The following is a 20,881-nucleotide window of genomic DNA, read 5'->3' as shown; positions in this document are numbered from 1 at the left end:
TATATTCAGGACTTTGGACAAAAATTCAAAGTAAGCACAAACAATACACGAAAGTTGTTTCCTAGGTTTGACAAAATTTTTGTACCTGCTCAACCAATAAATCGATTTCAGATTCCAAAGTAAAGTAATGAACGGTGGCGCGAATACAGTTAGGATCGGCAATTGTCCGGGTGAATATCCTTTGTGACTCCAAAAATTGTACTAACCTAAGGCTAGCTTGGGGTTCCTGCTGGATGAGTTGAAACGAGACTATACCACTTTCGGGTGGGGCAGTTCGCAGACATTTAACATCGCTTAGGGCTGCCAACCCTTGCCAAAGGTACTCACTGTTATGGCAAATTTGCTGGTAACGTTCCTCTGGCGTTCCCCATTGCTGATGGATGGCGATCGCCTCCTTTAACCCAACATACAATGGAAAAGCTGATGTCGATATTTCGTATTTTCGCCCATCTGATTGCCAAGTCACAGGTTGACCTTGACTATCTACAACAACGCCACGCAAACCGATAAATGTAGGTTGCAAGCTTTCTCGCGCTCCTGGTCGGATATACAAACCACCCAAACCTGCCGGACCGCATAACCATTTATGACCAGTAAAAGCATAAAAATCTGCCCCCAATTCACTCAAGTTTAAAGGCAATAAACCAGTAGACTGGGCAGCATCTACTAAAACTAAGGATTTTTTATCTCTACATACTTCCACAATCTTGTCAAGAGGTAAAACTTGACCCGTATTCCAGAAGACGTGACTTAGGATAACTAAGCGGGTATTGGGGCGCAAATGTTGAGCGATCGCTGTCACCGAGTCACCTTCATTTAAAGTTGCCATTAAGGGACAAGTGGTAACTTCCACAGAGAATCTACGAGCGATTTCTTGTGCTGTAGCAATAATACCTGGGTGTTCGCAGTCCGAAAGCAGCATATGGTCGCCAGGATGCCAGTCAATACCCCACATGGCAATATTGCAGCCAACAGTTACATTTTCAGTGAGGGTAATAGTTTCTAATGGTACGTGCAACTCAGAAGCGATCGCTTCTTTCATAGCTTGCTTTTCCTGGATAATCCAGATATACGCGTCATAACCAAAGGGGCCGATATGCTGCATATGTGCTTGGGCTTGAGTCATGGCATTCATTGCCCCTTGAGGCATCGGCCCTTGCCCTCCGTAGTTAAAATAAGTCTTATTCGCTAAAGCTGGAAATTGCTGGCGATGCTGATGCAATCTAGTTTGTACGGCAGAAATACTGGTCATAGTAAATTGTCAGTAGATAGTTGTCAGTTGTCCCCAATCCCAGTCCCCAATTTGTCCGAATTAATCACAGAGAGTGCTAATTCTTGTTAGCTTAAAGGAATGTTAATTAATGCTGAACTCCTACTGCAATACCAACGCTGTCAGCGCCGACCTTTTTTAGATACTCACGCTGACCGAAGCCAGCGAGATGTGCCTAATGAATTGTTACTTAAACTGCAACAAGATAAAACTATTCATCGACAGGGTATTTTGGCGCATTTTACCTGTCATAAGCCAGATTATCCACAGGGTAACTGGGAAAAGGGTCATGCAGCCACTTTAGAATTAATGCAGCGTGGAGTTGAGTACATCCATCAAGGAGTGCTGTTAATTAATTACCAAGAATTAGCAAATGCGACAAGTGAGAATATTGTATCCCCTCACTATGAAAGATATACTCTCCTCAGTCGTCCAGATTTACTTGTAAAACAGCCGGGACAGTCTTGTTTTGGAGATTGGATGTACGTTCCAGCCAACATTGAACTAGGTAAGCGTCCTAAGCAGGAATATCAAGTTGTCGCCGCTTTTCACGCCCTAGTGTTGGCAATGGTACAGAAAGTTGCACCCTCAACAGCTTGGTTGATATTGCGTACCAAAAAGATCGATCATCCAGTGGATTTAGCTAAATGGGCACCACAGACGCAACAAGTTCTGGAGGACTTCATTCAAGTTTTAGAGTCACCAGATGCGCCGGAAGTATTTATCTCCCGCCAGAAGTGTAATCTTTGCCATTGGTACAGTCAATGTTATGCGATCGCGCAATCGCAAAAACATCTCTCACTGTTACCAGGAGTCACACCCATTCGCTACAATCAACTGCAATCTCTCTCCATCACTACATTGGAATCTCTTGCCAATACCAGTCCCATCACCTTAGAAAACTTAGTTGGTTTCGATGGGGAAGTCGCACCCAAGTTGATAGTACAAGCGCAATCTGCACTGCAAAGACGGCCGTTTATCTTACCGAACTTGCCATCAATAGAGAATATTACAATCACGGCTCCTGTGGAGCTTTACTTTGATATTGAAGCTCAACCAGACTTGGATTTAAATTATCTTTTAGGGGTTTTGGTCGTTGATAGGCAAGCCAACACCGAACAGTTTTATTCTTTTCTTGCAGAAAGACCAGAAGAAGAAGAATTAATCTGGCAGCAATTTCTAGATTTGGTTTGGCAATATCCCGAAGCACCAATTTATCATTTTTGTGTCTACGAATTTGATACAGTCAAACGGCTGGCAAAACTTTATCGCACTCCCTACTCCTCAGTGCAGCCTGTACTGAATCGGTTTGTCGATGTCTATGAACAATTAACCCAAAGTGTAGCATTACCAATAGAAAGCTATGCCCTAAAAGCGATCGCTCGTTGGCTGGGGTTTGAGTGGCGTGACAAAGAAGTTAATGGAGCTAAGTGTATTTACTGGTACGACCAATGGTTAGAAACAGGCGATCGCACCTTGCTAGAAAGTATCCAAAGTTACAACGAAGACGACTGCCGTGCCACCCGCCAAGTGAAAGACTGGTTTGTCAACTTTGTTCGAGATGAATACGGTTGGCGACTTGCTTAAGTCAAATGGATCAAATATCGTGTTGGTGATTTTCACGCTTAAGCAACTAGTATCCATGAAGTTACTTAGAAAACTTTTGACCCTTCCAAAAATTTTTTATTTTGGTATAGCAATTCTCATTATCAGCATCTTCTTCACTAATTTATCTACAGGTGGTGTTGAGATAAGTGAGATAAAGTTTATCGGACAAGCCACTTTACCAAATAAATTAACTTTCCAAAAAACAGAAGTTGGAGGATTATCTGGAATTACCTACGATGCCAAAAACAATCTTTATCATGCCATCTCCGATGACCGTGGACAAAGAGCTACCGCCCGTTTCTACACCTTCAAAATCGACTTGAGCAAAGGTTCTCTCAAAAATGGTGGTGTTGTTCCTGTGGGTGTCACTACACTTTTAAATGATAATAGTAAAGCCTTTGCTGTTGGTGAGACTGATACAGAAGGTATTGCTTTCACCAACAAAAAAACTGTTTTTGTCTCTTCAGAAGGCGATGTTGGCAAATTAATTAAACCTTTTATTAAAGAGTTTTTCCTATCTTCAGGTAAAGCAACTACCACACTACCCATACCCAACAAATTTTTGCCAGATAAAACTGGTAAGCAAGGTATCCGCGATAATTTAGCGTTTGAAAGCCTTACTATCACACCCAACAACAAGTATCTGTTCACAGCCACCGAAAATGCTCTCATTCAAGATGGCTCAGTAGCTAAACCAAATATCAATACTTCTTGTCGGATTTTGCAATACAACCTACTCACTAATCAGCCAGAAAAAGAATTTCTCTACCAAACTGAACCTATCGCACCGTTTCTAAATCTAACTGGCAAGTTTGCTAGCGGATTACCTGATTTAGTCGCTCTAGACAATCAAGGACACTTCCTCAGTTTAGAGCGTTCTTTTACTGGCTTGGGGTTTGCGATTTTCTTGTTTCAAGTTTCTTTAGAAGGAACTGATGATATTCACAATATTGACAGCCTTTCAGCAGTTTACTCCACAAAAATCAAATTAGTTAAGAAAAAACTACTATTAGATTTAAGAACTTTAAACGTGCTACTAGACAACATTGAAGGCTTGACTATCGGCCCTAAGCTACCTGACGGACAGCGTTCCTTAATCCTAGTGAGCGACAATAACTTTAATGGGCTACAACGTACTCAATTTCTAGCTTTTAAACTGAAAATAGAACCGCCGTTTATCAGATTATTACGTCGTCTATTACCTAATTTTAAATTCTAACTCTTATCAATACTTGAGTAATAGTTACACGTTTATATCATAGAGTCAAGGCAAAACTCCTTGATATTTTCATGCTTTTCATGGTTTTTTACGTGGATTTACTGCTGTGTGAAAGCGAATCAGTCCAGCATATTAATGGATTCAGTAAATTTTCCCATACGTTTTGCTTAATTAATATGTTACATAATATTTAAGAAATTTTGCAGAAGACTTTGAATTAAATTTATGAAAAGTTAACTGTTTCTTTGAGTTATTTTTATCTACCATGATTAATTCTGTAATTTTCTGAAAATTTTTACTATATATAATTAAGAGTTGAGGGAAATTATTTTGATAATTTTCAGGGTATTATAAATTATTTTATAGCGTAAAATTTCCAAATATGCTAAAGCCAAAAATAGAAGTAGATGTTTATATTGGAAAGTTTTTAAACAATCGCTATTTAATAAGAGATTTGATTGGTAAGGGGGGAATGGGCAGGGTTTATTTGGCAGAGGATGCAGCAAAAGGTGGTATACCAGTTGCAGTGAAAATTTTGATGCTGAATTTGGCAAATCAGCAAATATCCCAACGCTTTGCTAGAGAAATTTTTATCGGCGCTCAATTGGGGCGTAAAAGTAAAAATATTGTTCGTGTATTGAGTTACGGGGTGACAGAAGACAAAACTCCCTTTTATGTAATGGAATATCTCCAAGGGAAAAACTTAAAACAGATTCTCAAAGTTCAGCCGTTAACGATCGCAAAATTTTTGGACATTTGTCAGCAAATTTGTTTAGGTTTACAGTGCGCTCACCAAGGTATCAGCCTCAAAGGAGAAATTTATCCCATTGTTCACCGAGATATCAAACCAGAAAATATATTCCTGATTGAAGATGCCAAAAGTGAGATTGTGAAAATTCTTGATTTTGGCATTGCTAAGTTTTTAACAGAGCGTAGTGGAATGACACTTACTGATTCTTTTATTGGTAGTTTACCTTACTGTTCTCCAGAACATATGGAAGGACGCAAACTATTAGATGTGCGCTCTGATATTTACAGTTTGGGAGTGTTGATGTTTGAGATGCTGACAGGTAAGCATCCATTTCATACGCAAAGTAACTCCTTTGGCACTTGGTATCAAGCTCATCGCTTTCAAGTTCCACCTGCATTTGCAGAAGTTAATTCTCAAGTAAAAGTACCCCAAGAATTACAACAATTAGTGATGAGTTGTTTGGCTAAAGAAGTGAGCGATCGCCCACAAAATATTAGCCAAATTTTAGAAACTTTAGAGCGTGTTAGATGGCAAAATCATGAGAATCAGTCGATTAATAATGATAATTTAGAAAACTTATCTACAGTACAACTAGTACCTGTTACTTCCGCATCTGAAAAAGAATGTTTGCAGAAAGCTTGGCCAAAAAATAAACCAATTGCTCCAATTGGTTTTCCTCATTTGTTACATACAACTCAAGGTACTGTACCAACTTATTGGGCAATGTTGTCACAACAAGAAATTGCCAAGTTTTTAGATAAAACATATGGTACTGAATTTATTGCCAAAATAAATGTATACCCAATGCTATTGTGGGTAACAGTGTTATATGATGCCCAGTTTTCTCTGACGCGGTGGCTATCTTATTTCTTAGATATGAAAGATAGTAGAGGCCAAAAGATAATCCGTATTCTAGCAGAGACAGGCTACTATCATTTGCTGTTTTTTGCTCTGGAAGAACCGACGCGTTGTGCCCATGTTATGACTTTAACCCTTACTGCTCGCCAGCGTCAGCAACTTGCAGATTGGTTAGCCATCAATCACAACTCAAATGAATTAATTTCGCCCAACCAAGCCAAAATTATTCTGAAAACCGAGTACGAAAAACTCAAGTTGGAAATTCTGCAAAACTTGGCAGTAAACCCACAAATTAGCAAAAACAGTTTTAGAAATTGGGTATCTAAATTGTTTGATAGATTTTTACAAATTTTAGCTCATAATTGAAGTGTGAGTAAATTATGTTTATATCATCTTAAATTGTGAATTATTAATTTTGAATTGCGGCAACAGCAGAGGTTGTAAAAGTGAATCAAAGTGCATTTGTGTCACCACACAGTACAGGGTTACTTGCCAATCGTTACCAACTTAAGCAGTTGATTGGTAGGGGTGGCATGGGTGAAGTTTTTTTAGCAGAGGATGTTTTACTAGGGGGGATACCAGTTGCCATCAAATTCCTCTCTCAGACTTTTGTAAACCACAAAATGCAAAAGGACTTTGAACGGGAAGCACGTACTAGTGCAGCTTTGAGTCAAAAAAGCATACATATTGTACGGGCATATGATTACGGTGTCAGCGAAGAAGGTAAACCGTTCTACGTCATGGAATATCTCAATGGCAGGAGTTTAAAAGATTTAATTCCCATGCCTTTACCCAAGTTTTTAACCCTAGCCCGCCAAATTTGTTTAGGATTACAGTGCGCTCATCAAGGTATTAATATCGACGGCAAAATTTATCTATTAGTTCATAGAGATATTAAACCAGCTAATATATTAGTTATTCCCGATCCTATATTGGGTCAGTTAGTAAAAATTCTCGATTTTGGTATCGCTAAATTTTTAAATTATGCAGCTACAATCAGCACAAATAAGGGTTTTAATGGCACCTTACCCTATTCTTCTCCCGAACAGTTAGAAGGAGGAGACTTAGATAGTCGCTCTGATATTTATAGCTTAGGCGTGATGATGTTTGAGATGCTTACAGGTGCTAAACCCTGGAAGCCAGAAACTGACTTATTTGGTGCTTGGTATAAAGCTCATCACTTTGAACCACCAAGAGCGATCGCAGACATTAATCCCCAGCTTAAAATACCTAAGCAACTCAATGACTTGATCGTGGCTTGTCTAGCCAAATCAGCTAGCGATCGCCCCCAAAATATCACCGTAATCCTGCAAATATTAAACAGTCTAGAACAGTCCAATTGTCCCATCCCCACAACTTTTTCCTCAAGACCCACTTCTAGCATTCCCTTGGGTTCTGGATTACCTCTAGCAGTAGAACAAGCCTGTTGGCAAGTTGTGTGGCCTCAAGATAAACCGATTCAGGAAATAGTTTTTCCCCAGTTACTAGACACCACACAAGGAACTATAGCAACACTGTGGCTGATGTTGCCAAAACAAGAAATTAAAAAACGTTCACTTTCTCAGCGTTACAACCAGTTTATCTTCGTGACATCCCCGCACCCAATGCTGCTGTGGGTGACAGTGCTTTACAATCGAGAACTTGGCCCTAAGTGGCTACCCTGCTACCTAGACATGCAAAATCCTCAAGTTCAGCGGCTGGTATATTCATTGGCAGAAAATGAACGCTACCCTTTGATTTGCTTTACCCTCGAAGCACCCCATTCCTGCGCTAATGTTCTTAGCAGTCCCATCGATCCTACCCAGCGGCAAATGTTGAAAGTTTGGGTAGAACAGAGCAAAAACCTACCACATTCTTCTCAACCTCAGTTAAGTAAACAACTATTGAAGCAGCAGTACAAACAATTGCAATCTCGGATACTACGGCATCTCGCATCAAAATTAAAGTTTGTAGTATCAGGCTCAATATAATGTGTTACAATAGAGCTTAGTATTAGGAAAGAAAACTTCAACAAAAAAGGCGCAAAAGAAAGCAGGCGAAAATAAGGTGGATGAGGAAGATGAGGGGGGACAAAGAAAGTAATTCCTGCCTTCTGGCTTTTAACTCCCAACTTCTTTTAAATTATTCACTCCTATATACTTGACAATTTAAAAAAAAATAGGCATAATAACAAAGTTGCCAATTAAGGGACTGTAGTTCAATTGGTTAGAGCACCGCCCTGTCACGGCGGAAGTTGCGGGTTCGAGCCCCGTCAGTCCCGTAGAAAGTAATAAGTGCTGAGTCCTGAGTATGATAGGAATTGGACGTAGGTAATATGGAGTACCGAAAAGTCCACAGTTCCTAGACTCAGTAAAGACACGACGAATCGCATCTTTACGGACTCAGGACATAAGCTAAATTTGTCATTCTTTGCGAAAGAGAGAATCAACTGTGACTGTTAGAGTCCGTATTGCTCCGAGTCCAACCGGAAATTTACATATTGGCACGGCCAGAACGGCCGTATTTAACTGGTTGTTTGCCCGCCACCACGGCGGGAAATTTATTCTACGAATCGAAGACACAGACCTAGAGCGATCGCGTCCTGAATATACCGAAAATATCCTCACAGGTTTGCGTTGGCTAGGACTGAATTGGGATGAAGGCCCATTTTTCCAATCTCAACGCTTAGATTTATACAAACAAGCGGTAGAAAAACTCCTAGAGCAAGGATTAGCTTATCGCTGCTACACCACCTCTGAAGAACTAGAAGCACTACGAGAAGCCCAGAAAGCTAGAGGCGAAGCTCCCCGCTACGATAACCGTCACCGCAATCTTACGCCAGAACAAGAAGCCGCCTATAAAGCCGAAGGACGTAGCTTTGTGATTCGCTTCAAAATTGCAGATGAGCGAGAAATTGTCTGGAATGACCTAGTACGAGGAACGATGTCTTGGCGAGGTAGCGATTTAGGTGGTGATATGGTCATCGCTCGTGCCTCAGAAGCAGGTATTGGTCAGCCACTGTACAACTTTGTAGTTGTGGTTGATGACATAGATATGCAAATTACCCATATCATCAGAGGAGAAGACCACATAGCCAATACGGCCAAGCAAATTCTGCTGTATGAAGCTTTAGGGGCAAAAATTCCAGAATTTGCCCACTCGCCTCTGATTTTAAATATGGAAGGACGCAAACTTTCTAAGCGGGATGGAGTCACTTCCATTTCTGACTTTAAGCAAATGGGCTTTACCCCTGAAGGCTTAGTGAATTATATGACATTGTTGGGTTGGTCGCCGCCAGACTCCACTCAGGAAATATTCACCTTAGAAGCAGCAGCCAAAGAATTTAACTTTGAGCGCGTCAATAAAGCAGGCGCGAAATTTGACTGGGCAAAACTGGATTGGTTAAATAGCCAGTATATCCATAACATGCCAATAGATAAATTGACAGATTTAGTTATACCTTATTGGCAAGAAGCTGGATATCAATTTGACAAAGGAAGAGAGCGTCCTTGGTTAGAGCAGTTAGTAACTTTAATTAGTCAAAGTCTGACTCGTTTGGTAGATGCCGTAGCTATTAGCCAACTGTTTTTCAGCGATACAGTTGAATTTAGCGATGAAGCTAGCCAACAATTAAAGCAAGAAGGTTCTGCTGCTGCTTTGAAGGAGATTCTTACAGCCTTAGAAAATCAACCTTTATCAGAAGCAACCGCTCAGGACATCATTAAACAGGTGGTGAAAGCACAAAACGTCAAGAAAGGCTTGGTGATGCGATCGCTTAGAGCAGCCTTAACCGGAGACGTTCATGGCCCAGATTTGATCCAATCCTGGTTACTCTTGAATCAGATTGGCTTAGACAAATTGCGTTTGAGTCAGGCGATCGCAGCAGCTAATTAGCAATTATTAGCAGATTTTGGAAATATTTGAGATTTTAGGGGCACGCATTTGTGCGCCCCTAAAATTTATTTTTGGTGAATTTCTCCTAAAAGAACTTCACAAGGCGCGCCAGTGGCAGCAGGAAGGTTGCCAGGAATACCCAGTTGTCGCCAGTAGGCTAAAACAGCAAAAGCGATCGCTTCTTTAAAATCTGCATTTAAACCGACTTCATCTGTGGTCAAGACTGGCACTGATGGCAACAATAACTGTAACCTTTGTTTTAAATAGAGATTGCGACTACCACCACCACATAATAGTACCCGCTGTGGCATTTGCGGTAAAAAAGTTTGGTAACTGTGAGCTATTGAAGCAACTGTAAGTTCTGTGAGTGTCGCCAGTAGATCGGCAGGACTGAGTTGGTATGGTTCGGCATCTTTTAAACACTCATGCAGGTAAGCTACGCCGAAAAGCTCTCGACCAGTAGACTTAGGTGGGGGCAAATGAAAGTAATCTTGATTCAGCCATTGTTCTACCAAGGGATAACAGGGAGTCCCACTCGCTGCCCACTTGCCGCTTTCATCGTAGGATTGAGCACCAGCGGTTAAATGCTGCACCGCCAAATCCAACAGGCTATTTGCTGGGCCGGTATCCCAACCGCGAATTTTAGCAAGCCAGTCATCACGACGAGGTGGAATATAAGCCACGTTACCAATACCACCTAGATTTTGAACACAACGTCCCTCTTGCGGATGACTGAGTAAATAAGCATCGACTCTAGGCACGAGAGGTGCGCCATGACCGCCAATGGCAATATCAGCAACGCGAAAATTACTAATAGTGGTAATTCCTGTGAGATGGGCAATCAAAGCACCACGCCCTATTTGCAGGCTGTAACCGAGTGAATTTTTCTTTCCCAGTCCCCAGTCTCTAGTCCCTAATCCCCAGTCCCCAGGAGGTCGATGGAAAACTGTTTGACCGTGAGAGCCAATTAATTTTGCTGGCTGATGACCAATTTGAATATTTTGGGCAGCCTGGGCAAAAGCAAAAGCGATCGCATCATCTAGTTCTGCCAATTCTGCCATTGAGATGGCTTCCCCAGCGCAAACTGCCAGTATTCTTTCTCTAATCTCGCCAGGATAGGGATATGTTTCTCCTACTAACAACTCAACTTTAAGATCCAATTCTGTACCAGAAATCTCTACCAAGGCGGCATCTATGCCATCTACGGATGTACCACTAATTAAACCGATAACGCGAGTAGGGATGGCAGCTTGTTCAGTCGGATGCATTGGTAGAGATTCTTTTTGTTGATTGCAAGAGTATAGTCTAATCCATGCTACTGCCCATTTAAAAAATGATCTATCAATTTCCAGTGCAACTGTTAGGTAGGGATGCTACTGTGTTTTGTCGCTAGTTGCCACCCCTAGCCAAAACATAGACAGCTTACATTAAGCGCTGGTTGGATTAAAAACAGTTAAACAAATCTAAAAAAAGCTAATTTTTGGCGTTAAACTTCGGACTGTCTAATCTTTTGCTCTGTCTTACTGATGGTATGGCAACTAGTTCCAGTTATGTCAGCAAGGAACAAAAGCACCGCAGAGCATTGTCAATATAGTGTACTAATCTATTGCATGTCTGTTATGGAGTAGCACGTATTATTTCAAGTTTTCACACCAGATCTCTTTTAATCTTTATTAGTCCTTAAAAAACACTAGTGGCAAAAAGACAAGTTTTTTACACACAATATTCTATTTTATCAGTCTTTCATATTTAGCTTAATTAGAGATATTTTCTTCACAGTTTCTAAAAGTAAAACTACTGCTTTTGAAGATTTTTTTATTAAAACAGTCACTAAATCTGTGAGTTGAAGACGAAATTTAAATCCAGTAATTACATCCTGTTGTTTAGGAATGAATTAATCACATAATTCATGTACCACATAAAAAAGCACAGGAGCTTAGAATAATGTTTCTCAAAAAAATTGCTTGTCTTGCCGCTCTATCTGTATCTGCGATCGCTTCGTTAACCTATGCAGGATCGGCACATGCTATAGGATTTACCTACGATCCTGGTTCTTATCGTCAAGCCACAACAACATCTGAAGGTGTTTTTTCTAAAAATGTAAATCAAGCAGGTTATACAACTTTTGATTTCAACAATGGTCAAACACCAGGCAACGATCAAGTGAAATATTCGTTTTCTAACGGTGGCTATTCTAGTACAGCTTATTCTGGGCAAACTGGTATTTACTCAGATGTTTGGGCACCCTCTGGCGCTCATGCAGAAGTAAACACATCTAATTATTTAGCGGTTTTTCAAGGTAACGATACCATCATTGAATCTAAAGGTAGTGATGCTTTTAGCTACTTTGGTTTTGATGCAGGCGCTCTGAGCGGTGGTAATACTTTGAAATTCTTCAATGGCAGCACTTTGATCAAAGAATTTACGTATGACATGATGAATGCAGCAGCTTCAGTTGCTGCTTCGCAGCATGGTGGCGAAAAGAATGGCTTCTTTGAGTTTTTCTCACAAAACAAGAATGATACCTTTAACAAAATTGTGATTTCTCAGAGCGGTGGTGGCGGATTTGAAAGCGACAACCACACATTCCGTGTTACTAGCGTGCCAGAACCTAGTGTTGCTATAGGTATGCTAGCTGTAGGCGGTATTTTTCTACGCAAGCGCAAGAACCAAAAATTGCAAAGCGTAAAGGAATCTGCCTAAATATAAAGTTGAGGCGAAGTTAAGTTATACCAATTCGTAATTTATAATTTGTAATCAGGAAAGTCAGATTAAATCTGGGTTTATAAGTTTGCATCTGTAGCTTTATTTTGAGAATTGGTATTAGACAAACCCATAGCTCATCAAAAATAAAATACAAAGTAATTTTTGGTGAGCGCGAGATTAGCTAAATAAAATTGAACTGAAAATACTAATATTTTATTTTAGCTAGTTATAAAACTTGTCATTATATAGAAGCGAGGGATCGCCAAGATTCTTCGCTTCTATTTTAGCTTTGAGATGAAAATCGATGCGGGGCTAAGATTTTTTTTCGCTAGCAATAATATGTAAATCGATGTTTTTCAGCAAACGCACCAATTTTTGAGTTAAAGAACCCTTGAGAAGGATCTGCCAGCGCGTTAGCAAAGCTCCTCCGAAGGAGGTTCGCTGACTCTCTCCAATTACAATCTGAGTAATCCGGTATTTCTCAGCTGTTTCAGCGATCGCTTGGGCTATATCATGGCTAGTAACTCGAAGAAAAGTGCCTTCAAATTCTTTACACAGCTTTTCACAATTGTGGATATGCAAGCTTTCCTCTTTGCTAAGAAAGCGTTCGGGATTGGCAACAAATAAAGTATAAAGCGGGGCATTCATATAACTGGCTAGTCTTGCACCTCGGCGTAACAGCTGCACTGAGTTGGGATAGGTGGAAACGCATACTAAAACCCGCTCGTGAATATTACAGAATTGCCCGTTGGGAGTCGTGGCGATCGCATCTTCTTCCACGTTGTCTGCGACTTCTCGCAAAGCCAATTCCCGCAAAGCAATCAAGTTGCGGCGTTGGAAAAAGTTATCGAGGGCTTGTTGGATTTTTTGTGGTGCGTAGATTTTCCCTTCTAATAACCGTTCTTGTAGCGTTTCCGGTGTAACATCTATTACTATCACTTCATCTGCTTCTTCTAGGATGCGGTCAGGAATGCGCTCTCTTACTACTACACCAGTAATCCGGGCTACCAAATCATTCAGACTTTCCAAATGCTGAACATTCATTGTGGAGTAGATATCAATGCCTGCTGCCAACACGATTTCGACATCTTCGTAGCGTTTTTCTCTTTGAGAACCAGGGACATTGGTATGAGCTAGTTCATCGATTAACACCAACTGAGGCGATCGCTTTAAAATTGCATCGGTATCCATTTCTGTCAGCGTCAACCCGCCTCTAGGAACTTGCTTGCGGGGTATAATTTCTAGTCCCTTTGCCTTTTCTGCCGTCTCCTTGCGATCGTGGGTTTCTAAAAGCCCGATGACAACATCAATTCCTTCGTGTTTAAGTGCATGTGCTTCTTCCAACATCCGGTAAGTTTTACCTACACCAGGAGCCATACCAATAAAGATTTTGTGTTTGCCCCGTCGTGCCGGATAAATGGAAGAACTCACAGAAGTCAAGGGTGTAGTGCTAACTAAACTTGTATTAATACGATCCAACATCTCAACGCCAATTATACAGTTGTAATTTTTGTTGCTGTTAATCAAAATTTTGCTAAAACCAATGGTGTTACTTGACGCACTGTGGATGTGAGTGCGATATCTGACTACAAGCAGCTACTCTATCTACCACTGTGAGACAGCTATGACTTCATCTAAACGCAAAGTACGCTCAACACCAAATTGGGGATTGAGGACAATTTTGCATAAGCAAATTTTGAATTTCCTAACCTTTAGTATGCATTTACATTTATTGATTTTGTTGACGGTTAATTTCTTGCAGGTCAAGAGCGTAATTTAATCGCAGAATATTGACTCCCGGCTCGCCAAAAATCCATAAAAATCTCCCATCAGTATATTTATTAAGTAAAGGTAATATCTCATCTTCTTTGATACCCCGAGCGCGAGCAACCCGCTCCACTTGCCGCCTCGCTGTTATCAAAGAAATATGTGGGTCTAAACCGGAGGCAGAAGTGTAAATTAAATCAGCAGTCGGTTGAATATTTTCTTCTTGAAATTGATTTGCTTGCTCAATAATTCGGTTTAGTAGCTCGGGATTACTGGGAGCCAGATTGCTAGCACCAGATATACCAGTCGGCTTGGCTTTTCTGCCTTGGCTATATCTCACCACACTAGGACGACCTTGAAAATATCGCTCAGATGTGAATATCTGACCAATCAAAGTCGAACCAATAGGTTGTGCTTCTATATTGACCATGACGCTGCCATTAGCTTGAAATGGAAAGAAAACTTGACCCACTACAAGAATTGCCAAAGGATAAATAATTGCCGTCAACAACCAAAGTATTAGAGTAATACGAATTGCTCTGCTAGTTTCTCGAATAAAAGACATCAACACTTTTCTACTTGCTCTCAAAATTTAGTTTTTAATTTTTAATCAAACAGAATTCAGCATATCTGTACCAAGCTGCGATGAATAAGTGGTGAAACATCGCACTAAATATTTAATTTATCTAAATCCCCCAGTAATTGATTCTGAATTCTGTATTCTGGCTTCTGAATTCTTCAATCTTAGAAGCGTTCTGGCTGAAGAACGACTATAAACAAGTAAACAACAACTGCCAGAGTCACTCCACCTAAAATGCCAATAGCCCAAACAGAACGGCGTTCCAGTATGCCATCAGCAGCAGCATAAACGACCGGAGCAACTACCAAATTCAAGCACAGCCCAATAAAAATTGCGAGTGGCAGTTTGTGCCTACGCCATTGTGACCCAATATCAGAAACAGTCTGGATGAAATCCATCGACAAAAACTTTTCTGGTAAATCAGCTCGTTTCATGATTTTCTTTTTTCTTTGGATTTTTGCCTGCCATCTTGGCAGTTATTTTTAATTTTTAATTTTTAAGTAGCCGTCATGAACTTCATGCTGGGAGTGGGGAGATGAGGGGGATGAGGAGAAACAATTCAATATTCCTTCTGCCTTCTGCCTTCTGTCTCCTGCCTTGCTTAAACTAACCCGATTGCCGTAATCAGTACATCTATTAACTTAATGGCGATAAATGGCGCGACCACCCCACCTAAGCCATAAATTAAAATATTGCGTTGTAGTAGTTGATTAGCACTTAGAGGTCTAAACCGCACACCCTTCAAAGCTAAGGGAATTAAAGCGGGAATAATCAAAGCATTGTAAATCAGTGCTGAGAGAATAGCAGAATTAGGGCTGCTCAAGTTCATAATATTCAGGCTTTGCAGGTTAGCGGCAGCAAAGATAACTGGAATAATTGCAAAGTACTTAGCAATATCATTGGCGATGGAAAATGTAGTCAAGGCTCCACGCGTAATCAGCAATTGTTTACCAATCCCGACAATATCGATTAGCTTTGTGGGATCGGAGTCCAAATCCACCATATTGGCTGCTTCTTTAGCTGCTTGAGTACCTGTATTCATGGCTAAGCCAACATTTGCCTGTGCCAGTGCGGGAGCATCATTAGTACCGTCTCCTGTCATCGCCACTAGTTTACCTTCTGCTTGTTCCCGTTGAATGACGTTGATTTTGTCTTCTGGTGTGGCTTCGGCAATGAAGTCATCGACTCCCGCTTCCTTGGCAATGACGGCTGCGGTAATTCGGTTGTCCCCGGTTAGCATGATGGTACGTACTCCCATCCTGCCTAACTGGTCAAAGCGCTCGCGGATACCAGATTTAACAATGTCTTTGAGATAGATGACACCGTAGATTTCGTTATCCAAGCAAACTGCTAGGGGTGTACCTCCCTGTTGGGAAACTCGTTGATAGGCAGCATCCAGTTCTAGGCTATCATCGTCTCCGTTGCGCGAACGTACAAATCCTTTAATTGCTCCTACTGCTCCTTTGCGTGCTTCACGTCCACCAGGCAAGTTTGTACCGCTCATGCGCGTCTTGGCAGAAAATTCCACTCCTTCTACCCGGTCTGGGTCGAAGTCAAATCTTGCGCCTAACATTTGTGCCAGTCGGACAATAGATTTACCTTCGGGTGTATCATCGAATACGCTAGCCACCAAAGCAATATAAGCAATTTCCTCTATTGAGTGACCGTCAATTGGGATAAACTCTTCTGCCAAGCGGTTGCCGAGGGTAATTGTGCCTGTTTTGTCGAGAACTAGAGTATTGACATCTCCACAGGCTTCTACGGCTCGTCCTGAGGTGGCAATCACATTAAATTGGGCAACTCTATCCATCCCAGCGATACCAATGGCACTGAGTAAGCCTCCAATGGTCGTGGGGATCAGCGCTACCAACAAAGCTATTAAAATTGGCACGCTAACTGGACTATTAACATAGTAGGCAAGTGCAGGTAAGGTAGCAACAACAAACAAAAATACTAAGCTGAGTACTGCTAGTAACACCGTCAGAGCAATTTCATTTGGTGTCTTAGTGCGTTCTGCCCCTTCTACTAAGGCAATCATTCGGTCGATAAACCCTTTGCCTGGGCCGGCAGTGATGCGAATAATCAGCTCATCTGAGATGATGCGCGTACCACCGGTAACGGAACTGGCAACATCCGAGCCTGATTCTTTGAGGACTGGTGCAGACTCCCCAGTAATTGCCGATTCATCCACCGAAGCAACACCCATGATGACTTCCCCATCAGCGGGAATGATATCGCCCGCTACTACGTAGATGTTGTCACCTTGTTGCAGGCTAGTGGAAGATACTTCTGTAATTGTGCCATCGGCGGCAAGTTTTTTAGCGATCGTTTCTGACTTGGTTGACCGCAAGGCATCGGCTTGTGCTTTCCCACGCCCTTCCGCCACAGCTTCGGCAAAATTGGCAAACCAAACGGTAAAGAATAAAATCCCAGTTAACAAGCCGTTGAAAAGTCGCGGGTTTTTCTGGGTAGTTGGCCCAAACAGGTTGGGATCGATGGTGACTGCTAGGGTGATGAGTGTCCCTACCCAAACCAAAAACATCACTGGATTTTTAATTGCATTTTTGGGATTGAGCTTAATAAAAGCATCCCTAATGGCTCTGGGGTAGAGTCCTCTGGTATCGATCCTAGCTTTTTTACGGGCTTGGCGGCGATCGCTAGGACGAGAACGAGATGATTTCGGTTTGGGGGTAGGTGCAACAGGATTCATAAATCAAGTTAGAAGTAAGGAGTTAGGAGTGAGGAATTAAGAATTAAGAATTAGGAGCTATTATTCATTCAAAACTCAAAACTCACAATTCATAACTTATAACTCTTAACTCCTAACTTTTTTTAGCTGCCAGAGGCTAATTTAAAACCTTCGGCAATCGGGCCTAAAGCCAAAACGGGAAAGAAGGTCAGTACCCCTAAAATTAGAACTACGCCAGCTGTGACAGTGGTAAATATCAGAGAATCTGTTTTCAGCGTGCCGGGAGTTTCTGGTACTTTTGGTTTGCGAGACATGCTGTCCGCTAATAGTAGGATGGCAATAATCGGGATGTAGCGTCCTGCCAACATACTAAAACAGGTACTTAAATTCCACCATAGGGTGTTATCTCTCAATCCCTCTAAGCCAGAGCCATTGTTTGCACCCGCAGAGGCATATTCATAAACTACTTGGGAAATACCATGATAGCCAGGGTTGGTAATTCCAGATAGAGAAACAGGATAAGCCAATACAATGGCACTGGGAATTAAAATTACGATTGGGTGAATCAGCAGCACCACGCTAGCAAGGACGATTTCGCGCTTTTCAATTTTGCGCCCTAAAAATTCTGGGGTGCGTCCCACCATCAGCCCAGTCAAGAAAACGGTGAGAATTAGGTAAATGAAGAGGTAAGCTGTCCCAGTTCCCTGACCCCCCCAAATAATTTGGATAAATAAGTTGAAGAGGGTGGAAAATATCCCTGATGGCATCAAGGAATCGTGCATCCCATTGACGGCACCACACATCGTAGCGGTGGTCATTACTACCCACAGAGCTGTTTGCGCCCAGCCAAATCGGACTTCTTTACCTTCTAAATTGGGTATTTCTAATTTTAGAGCGTTATTAACAAGGGGATTGCCTTGTTGTTCTCCACCAGCTGTCACCCAAACCAGAATCACAAAAATCACGAACACCATCCAGAACAAGAGCCAAGCCTGTTTGATGTTTTTGGTAAAAATACCGTAGGCGTAGATTAAAGATGCGGGAATAGAAACCATGGCAATGATTTCTATCAGATTAGAGGCACCATTGGGATTTTCAAAGGGGTGGGCAGAGTTAACGCCAAAAAAGCCGCCACCGTTCTCACCCAACATTTTGATCGTTTCAAATGATGCGACTGGACCTCTGGCTATATATTGCGTGCTTCCTTCCAAGGTCTCAACAACCAGTGTTTCGCGTAATGTTTGTGGCACGCCTGATAAAACTAAAGCGATCGCCCCAATTACTGAGATAGGCAATAATATCCTTGTGATAGCTAGGGTGAGATCGACGTAAAAATTTCCCAGTTTTTTGCCTGTCAACCCGCGAATAAAAGCAATTCCTACCGCTAAGCCAGTAGCTGCTGAGGTGAACATTAAAAAGCCTAAAGCTGCTACCTGGCTAAAATAACTTAAGGTTGTCTCACCACTGTAATGTTGCTGGTCGGTATTCGTCACAAATGAAACAACTGTGTGCAGCAGTATATCCCAAATAGGCGCACCCAAGCCGTTAGGATTCCAGGGTAACAATCTCTGAAAATAGATCAGCGAATACACTAGAATGCCCATCAACAGGTTGGTGTACAGTATGGCTCTAACATACTGCCAACCGGTCATATCATCTTTCCTGCGGACACCCACTAATACGAACAGACTCCGCTCTATAGGGTTCATTAAGGGATCGAGTAGCGTTTTTTCTCCCAAGAAAACGCGCGCTATGTATCTTCCAAAAATAGGAGTGATTGCGATCGCGATACACAACGTCAAGCCAATTTGTAAAAAACCTTGTCCCATTTATTTCGCGCTCAATTTCAATGCATGGCTAGAAAGCCGATTATTAGATATAGCAAATTCACTACTTGGTAATTAGATGGTGAGATATTTGGCAATATCTCATATAACCTCAATCCATTTATCTGGATTTACTCTTTTCCGTCCTTACTATTTTCTAGGTGCTTGTTAAAGTTTCTGTCAAGAATATTTAAATTTTACTCTGAGTTATCTGTCTGGCGTGTTACCATCATCTGTCTATACAATACCTTCTAAAAATTAGCTACTCCAAAAGCTATAACGAATTATGATAACCACGTTCTGAAAATTTAGTATAAATTTACACTACAAATGTTATGTAGCTTTAATTAGAACTGAAGTTATCAAAAAATTATAATATTGCGTGATTAAACAATGTTTTAGATATAAATAAGTATTTTTTAATTACATTCAATACTCAAGTTAAACAAGTAAAAAATATTTTTTAATATTTTTATATTTATTACACTGAGCTATTGTTTTATTTTACGACAACTTTTTGTCTGACTTATCTACAAGTTTTATAATAAGAATAATTATGCTTTGTTTAATATGATTTTAGATTTTAAATAAGTCTGAATTACGAATTAGTATTACTTCCGAGCAAGCAAAATATAAGTAGTTATTTTACCTTTGTTTTTGATTTCAATTTCTCGAGATTTTTCCAACAAAAATTCATCACGCAAGTATTTAGTAGGAGCTTCAGTAACTTGAATTTTGCCAAGCACTCCAGATAATTCCACACATCTGGCAGTGTTTGCTATATCTCCCCAGTAAACATCCATAAAATTTTTTAGACTTATTACTTCTGTTGCTACAATGTCACTATGGATAATAATGCTGATGTGAAAATTTTGGTCATTCTCAGCATTAAAGGTAGCGATTGCTGTTTGCATATCCAGCGCCATATGGGCGAGCGCTTGAGTACAATTTGAGCCTTGTCCAACTACCATATAAGCATCAGTAATAGTCTCAATCTTCTCCAAACCGTAGCGATCGCTCAGGCGATCAAAAACTGTCATAATTGGGTTGACTAAATTTACTAATTGAATCGCACTTATTGCAGTAGCGCTTTCATTAAAGCCAACGATGTCTGCAAATAAAACTGTGACATCAGTAAAATTTTCCGTAGTGCTGTCTGCTGGTTGTTGCAGATTGCCGGAGATTGATAGCAACGTATTATGTGATTGTTCTTGTTGCTGATGCAGTGTTTTTTCTGCTATTACCTGTTGGGTAATTTTGCGAAAAATGCTGCGAGTGGCAACTGGTTTACCGCTGACGAATTTACAGTTAATATTTCCTTCTAGATAGATTGGTTGACCATCCTTAGTAATGAATGCAGTTTTAACTTGCTCTAGCTGTTCTCCTGACATCAAGCGATAAAATATTTGCCGACAGTGTTCTTGAAAATCGGGATGGATAATGTCAAATAATTTCATGTTAGCAACTTCGGTTTCGCTATATCCCAAGACCAGGGAAAACGCACCTTATTTCCTAATAAAAACGTAATAAGGATTTCAAAGTCATCTATACAAGTGCAAAACTTAACAAAATTATAAACAAAATAAATAGATTTTTCTGCAATCGCATAAATTAACTTATCTCTAATAAAAAAACTCTTATTTAAGGATGAATTAGCTAACTATTCAGCCATGAATAAGTCAACTTATCCTTAAAAATAAGCAACAATCTTAACTAAATTATTGACAAGTTAGT

14 protein-coding genes and 1 tRNA gene are annotated in these 20,881 nt (G+C 40.8%); 7 read left to right on the top strand and 8 right to left on the bottom strand.

Annotation, left to right across the window (positions count from 1 at the left end; translation table 11 throughout):
* Positions 1-61: 61 nt before the first annotated feature.
* Complete coding sequence (locus tag RMY31_RS09985) at positions 62-1,252, bottom strand: aminotransferase class V-fold PLP-dependent enzyme (protein WP_322658775.1); 1,191 nt, start codon at positions 1,250-1,252, stop codon at positions 62-64.
* Positions 1,253-1,351: 99 nt separating this feature from the next.
* Between RMY31_RS09985 and RMY31_RS09980 the strand changes: the two genes are divergently transcribed.
* The 6 genes from RMY31_RS09980 to gltX all read left to right on the top strand — a co-directional run bounded on the left by RMY31_RS09980 (position 1,352) and on the right by gltX (position 9,579).
* Entirely contained in the window at positions 1,352-2,857 is a 1,506-nt protein-coding gene (locus RMY31_RS09980) for a TM0106 family RecB-like putative nuclease (protein ID WP_322658774.1), read from the top strand.
* A gap of 55 nt (positions 2,858-2,912) precedes the next feature.
* On the top strand, positions 2,913-4,097 hold the full coding sequence (locus RMY31_RS09975) for an esterase-like activity of phytase family protein (protein ID WP_322658773.1): 1,185 nt from the start codon (positions 2,913-2,915) through the stop codon (positions 4,095-4,097).
* A 382-nt stretch (positions 4,098-4,479) separates the two neighbouring features.
* Positions 4,480-6,072: a serine/threonine-protein kinase gene (locus RMY31_RS09970; RefSeq protein WP_322658772.1), complete on the top strand. Its 1,593-nt coding sequence runs from the start codon at positions 4,480-4,482 to the stop codon at positions 6,070-6,072.
* An 80-nt stretch (positions 6,073-6,152) separates the two neighbouring features.
* A complete protein-coding gene (locus RMY31_RS09965) occupies positions 6,153-7,676 on the top strand; it encodes a serine/threonine protein kinase (RefSeq protein ID WP_322658771.1) in 1,524 nt (507 codons plus the stop codon).
* Positions 7,677-7,892: 216 nt separating this feature from the next.
* Positions 7,893-7,966 (top strand) — tRNA-Asp (locus RMY31_RS09960).
* 170 nt (positions 7,967-8,136) lie between these two features.
* On the top strand, positions 8,137-9,579 hold the full coding sequence (gltX, locus tag RMY31_RS09955) for a glutamate--tRNA ligase (protein ID WP_322658770.1): 1,443 nt from the start codon (positions 8,137-8,139) through the stop codon (positions 9,577-9,579).
* 65 nt (positions 9,580-9,644) lie between these two features.
* Here gltX and RMY31_RS09950 read toward each other — a convergent pair whose 3' ends face one another.
* Positions 9,645-10,847 (bottom strand): anhydro-N-acetylmuramic acid kinase, encoded by a 1,203-nt coding sequence (locus RMY31_RS09950; RefSeq protein WP_322658769.1) that lies wholly within the window; start codon positions 10,845-10,847, stop codon positions 9,645-9,647.
* A 676-nt stretch (positions 10,848-11,523) separates the two neighbouring features.
* Here RMY31_RS09950 and RMY31_RS09945 point away from each other — a divergent pair.
* Entirely contained in the window at positions 11,524-12,282 is a 759-nt protein-coding gene (locus RMY31_RS09945) for a PEP-CTERM sorting domain-containing protein (protein WP_322658768.1), read from the top strand.
* A 315-nt stretch (positions 12,283-12,597) separates the two neighbouring features.
* Here RMY31_RS09945 and RMY31_RS09940 read toward each other — a convergent pair whose 3' ends face one another.
* From RMY31_RS09940 to RMY31_RS09915, 6 genes are all read right to left on the bottom strand, one after another.
* The gene (locus RMY31_RS09940; protein ID WP_322658767.1) at positions 12,598-13,767 is read right to left on the bottom strand and encodes a universal stress protein; all 1,170 of its coding nucleotides are present in this window, start codon (positions 13,765-13,767) and stop codon (positions 12,598-12,600) included.
* Positions 13,768-14,014: 247 nt separating this feature from the next.
* Entirely contained in the window at positions 14,015-14,617 is a 603-nt protein-coding gene (gene kdpC, locus RMY31_RS09935) for a K(+)-transporting ATPase subunit C (protein ID WP_322658766.1), read from the bottom strand.
* A 179-nt stretch (positions 14,618-14,796) separates the two neighbouring features.
* Positions 14,797-15,066, bottom strand: coding sequence for a potassium-transporting ATPase subunit F (locus tag RMY31_RS09930; RefSeq protein ID WP_322658765.1), 270 nt, complete (start codon positions 15,064-15,066; stop codon positions 14,797-14,799).
* A 167-nt stretch (positions 15,067-15,233) separates the two neighbouring features.
* Positions 15,234-17,342 carry a potassium-transporting ATPase subunit KdpB gene (gene kdpB, locus RMY31_RS09925; RefSeq protein ID WP_322658764.1) on the bottom strand — a complete coding sequence of 703 codons (2,109 nt, stop codon included), beginning with the start codon at positions 17,340-17,342 and terminating at the stop codon, positions 15,234-15,236.
* A gap of 122 nt (positions 17,343-17,464) precedes the next feature.
* A complete protein-coding gene (kdpA, locus tag RMY31_RS09920; RefSeq protein ID WP_322658763.1) occupies positions 17,465-19,150 on the bottom strand; it encodes a potassium-transporting ATPase subunit KdpA in 1,686 nt (561 codons plus the stop codon).
* A gap of 608 nt (positions 19,151-19,758) precedes the next feature.
* Positions 19,759-20,640, bottom strand: a complete 882-nt coding sequence (locus tag RMY31_RS09915; RefSeq protein ID WP_322658844.1) for an adenylate/guanylate cyclase domain-containing protein — start codon at positions 20,638-20,640, stop codon at positions 19,759-19,761.
* Positions 20,641-20,881: the final 241 nt, after the last annotated feature.

This window comes from Dendronalium sp. ChiSLP03b (assembly GCF_034531165.2).
GTDB lineage: Bacteria > Cyanobacteriota > Cyanobacteriia > Cyanobacteriales > Nostocaceae > Dendronalium > Dendronalium minutum.
Note: the sequence above shows the minus strand (reverse complement) of the source record. Positions and strands in the feature narration are given on the sequence as shown.

Bases quoted from the DNA above. Each gene is read 5' to 3' on its own strand.
- RMY31_RS09985 (WP_322658775.1), bottom strand. From the start codon at position 1,252: ATGACCAGTATTTCTGCCGTACAAACTAGATTGCATCAGCATCGCCAG.
- RMY31_RS09980 (WP_322658774.1), top strand. From the start codon at position 1,352: ATGTTAATTAATGCTGAACTCCTACTGCAATACCAACGCTGTCAGCGC.
- RMY31_RS09975 (WP_322658773.1), top strand. From the start codon at position 2,913: ATGAAGTTACTTAGAAAACTTTTGACCCTTCCAAAAATTTTTTATTTT.
- RMY31_RS09970 (WP_322658772.1), top strand. From the start codon at position 4,480: ATGCTAAAGCCAAAAATAGAAGTAGATGTTTATATTGGAAAGTTTTTA.
- RMY31_RS09950 (WP_322658769.1), bottom strand. From the start codon at position 10,847: ATGCATCCGACTGAACAAGCTGCCATCCCTACTCGCGTTATCGGTTTA.
- RMY31_RS09945 (WP_322658768.1), top strand. From the start codon at position 11,524: ATGTTTCTCAAAAAAATTGCTTGTCTTGCCGCTCTATCTGTATCTGCG.
- RMY31_RS09940 (WP_322658767.1), bottom strand. From the start codon at position 13,767: ATGTTGGATCGTATTAATACAAGTTTAGTTAGCACTACACCCTTGACT.
- kdpC (WP_322658766.1), bottom strand. From the start codon at position 14,617: ATGTCTTTTATTCGAGAAACTAGCAGAGCAATTCGTATTACTCTAATA.
- RMY31_RS09930 (WP_322658765.1), bottom strand. From the start codon at position 15,066: ATGAAACGAGCTGATTTACCAGAAAAGTTTTTGTCGATGGATTTCATC.
- kdpB (WP_322658764.1), bottom strand. From the start codon at position 17,342: ATGAATCCTGTTGCACCTACCCCCAAACCGAAATCATCTCGTTCTCGT.
- kdpA (WP_322658763.1), bottom strand. From the start codon at position 19,150: ATGGGACAAGGTTTTTTACAAATTGGCTTGACGTTGTGTATCGCGATC.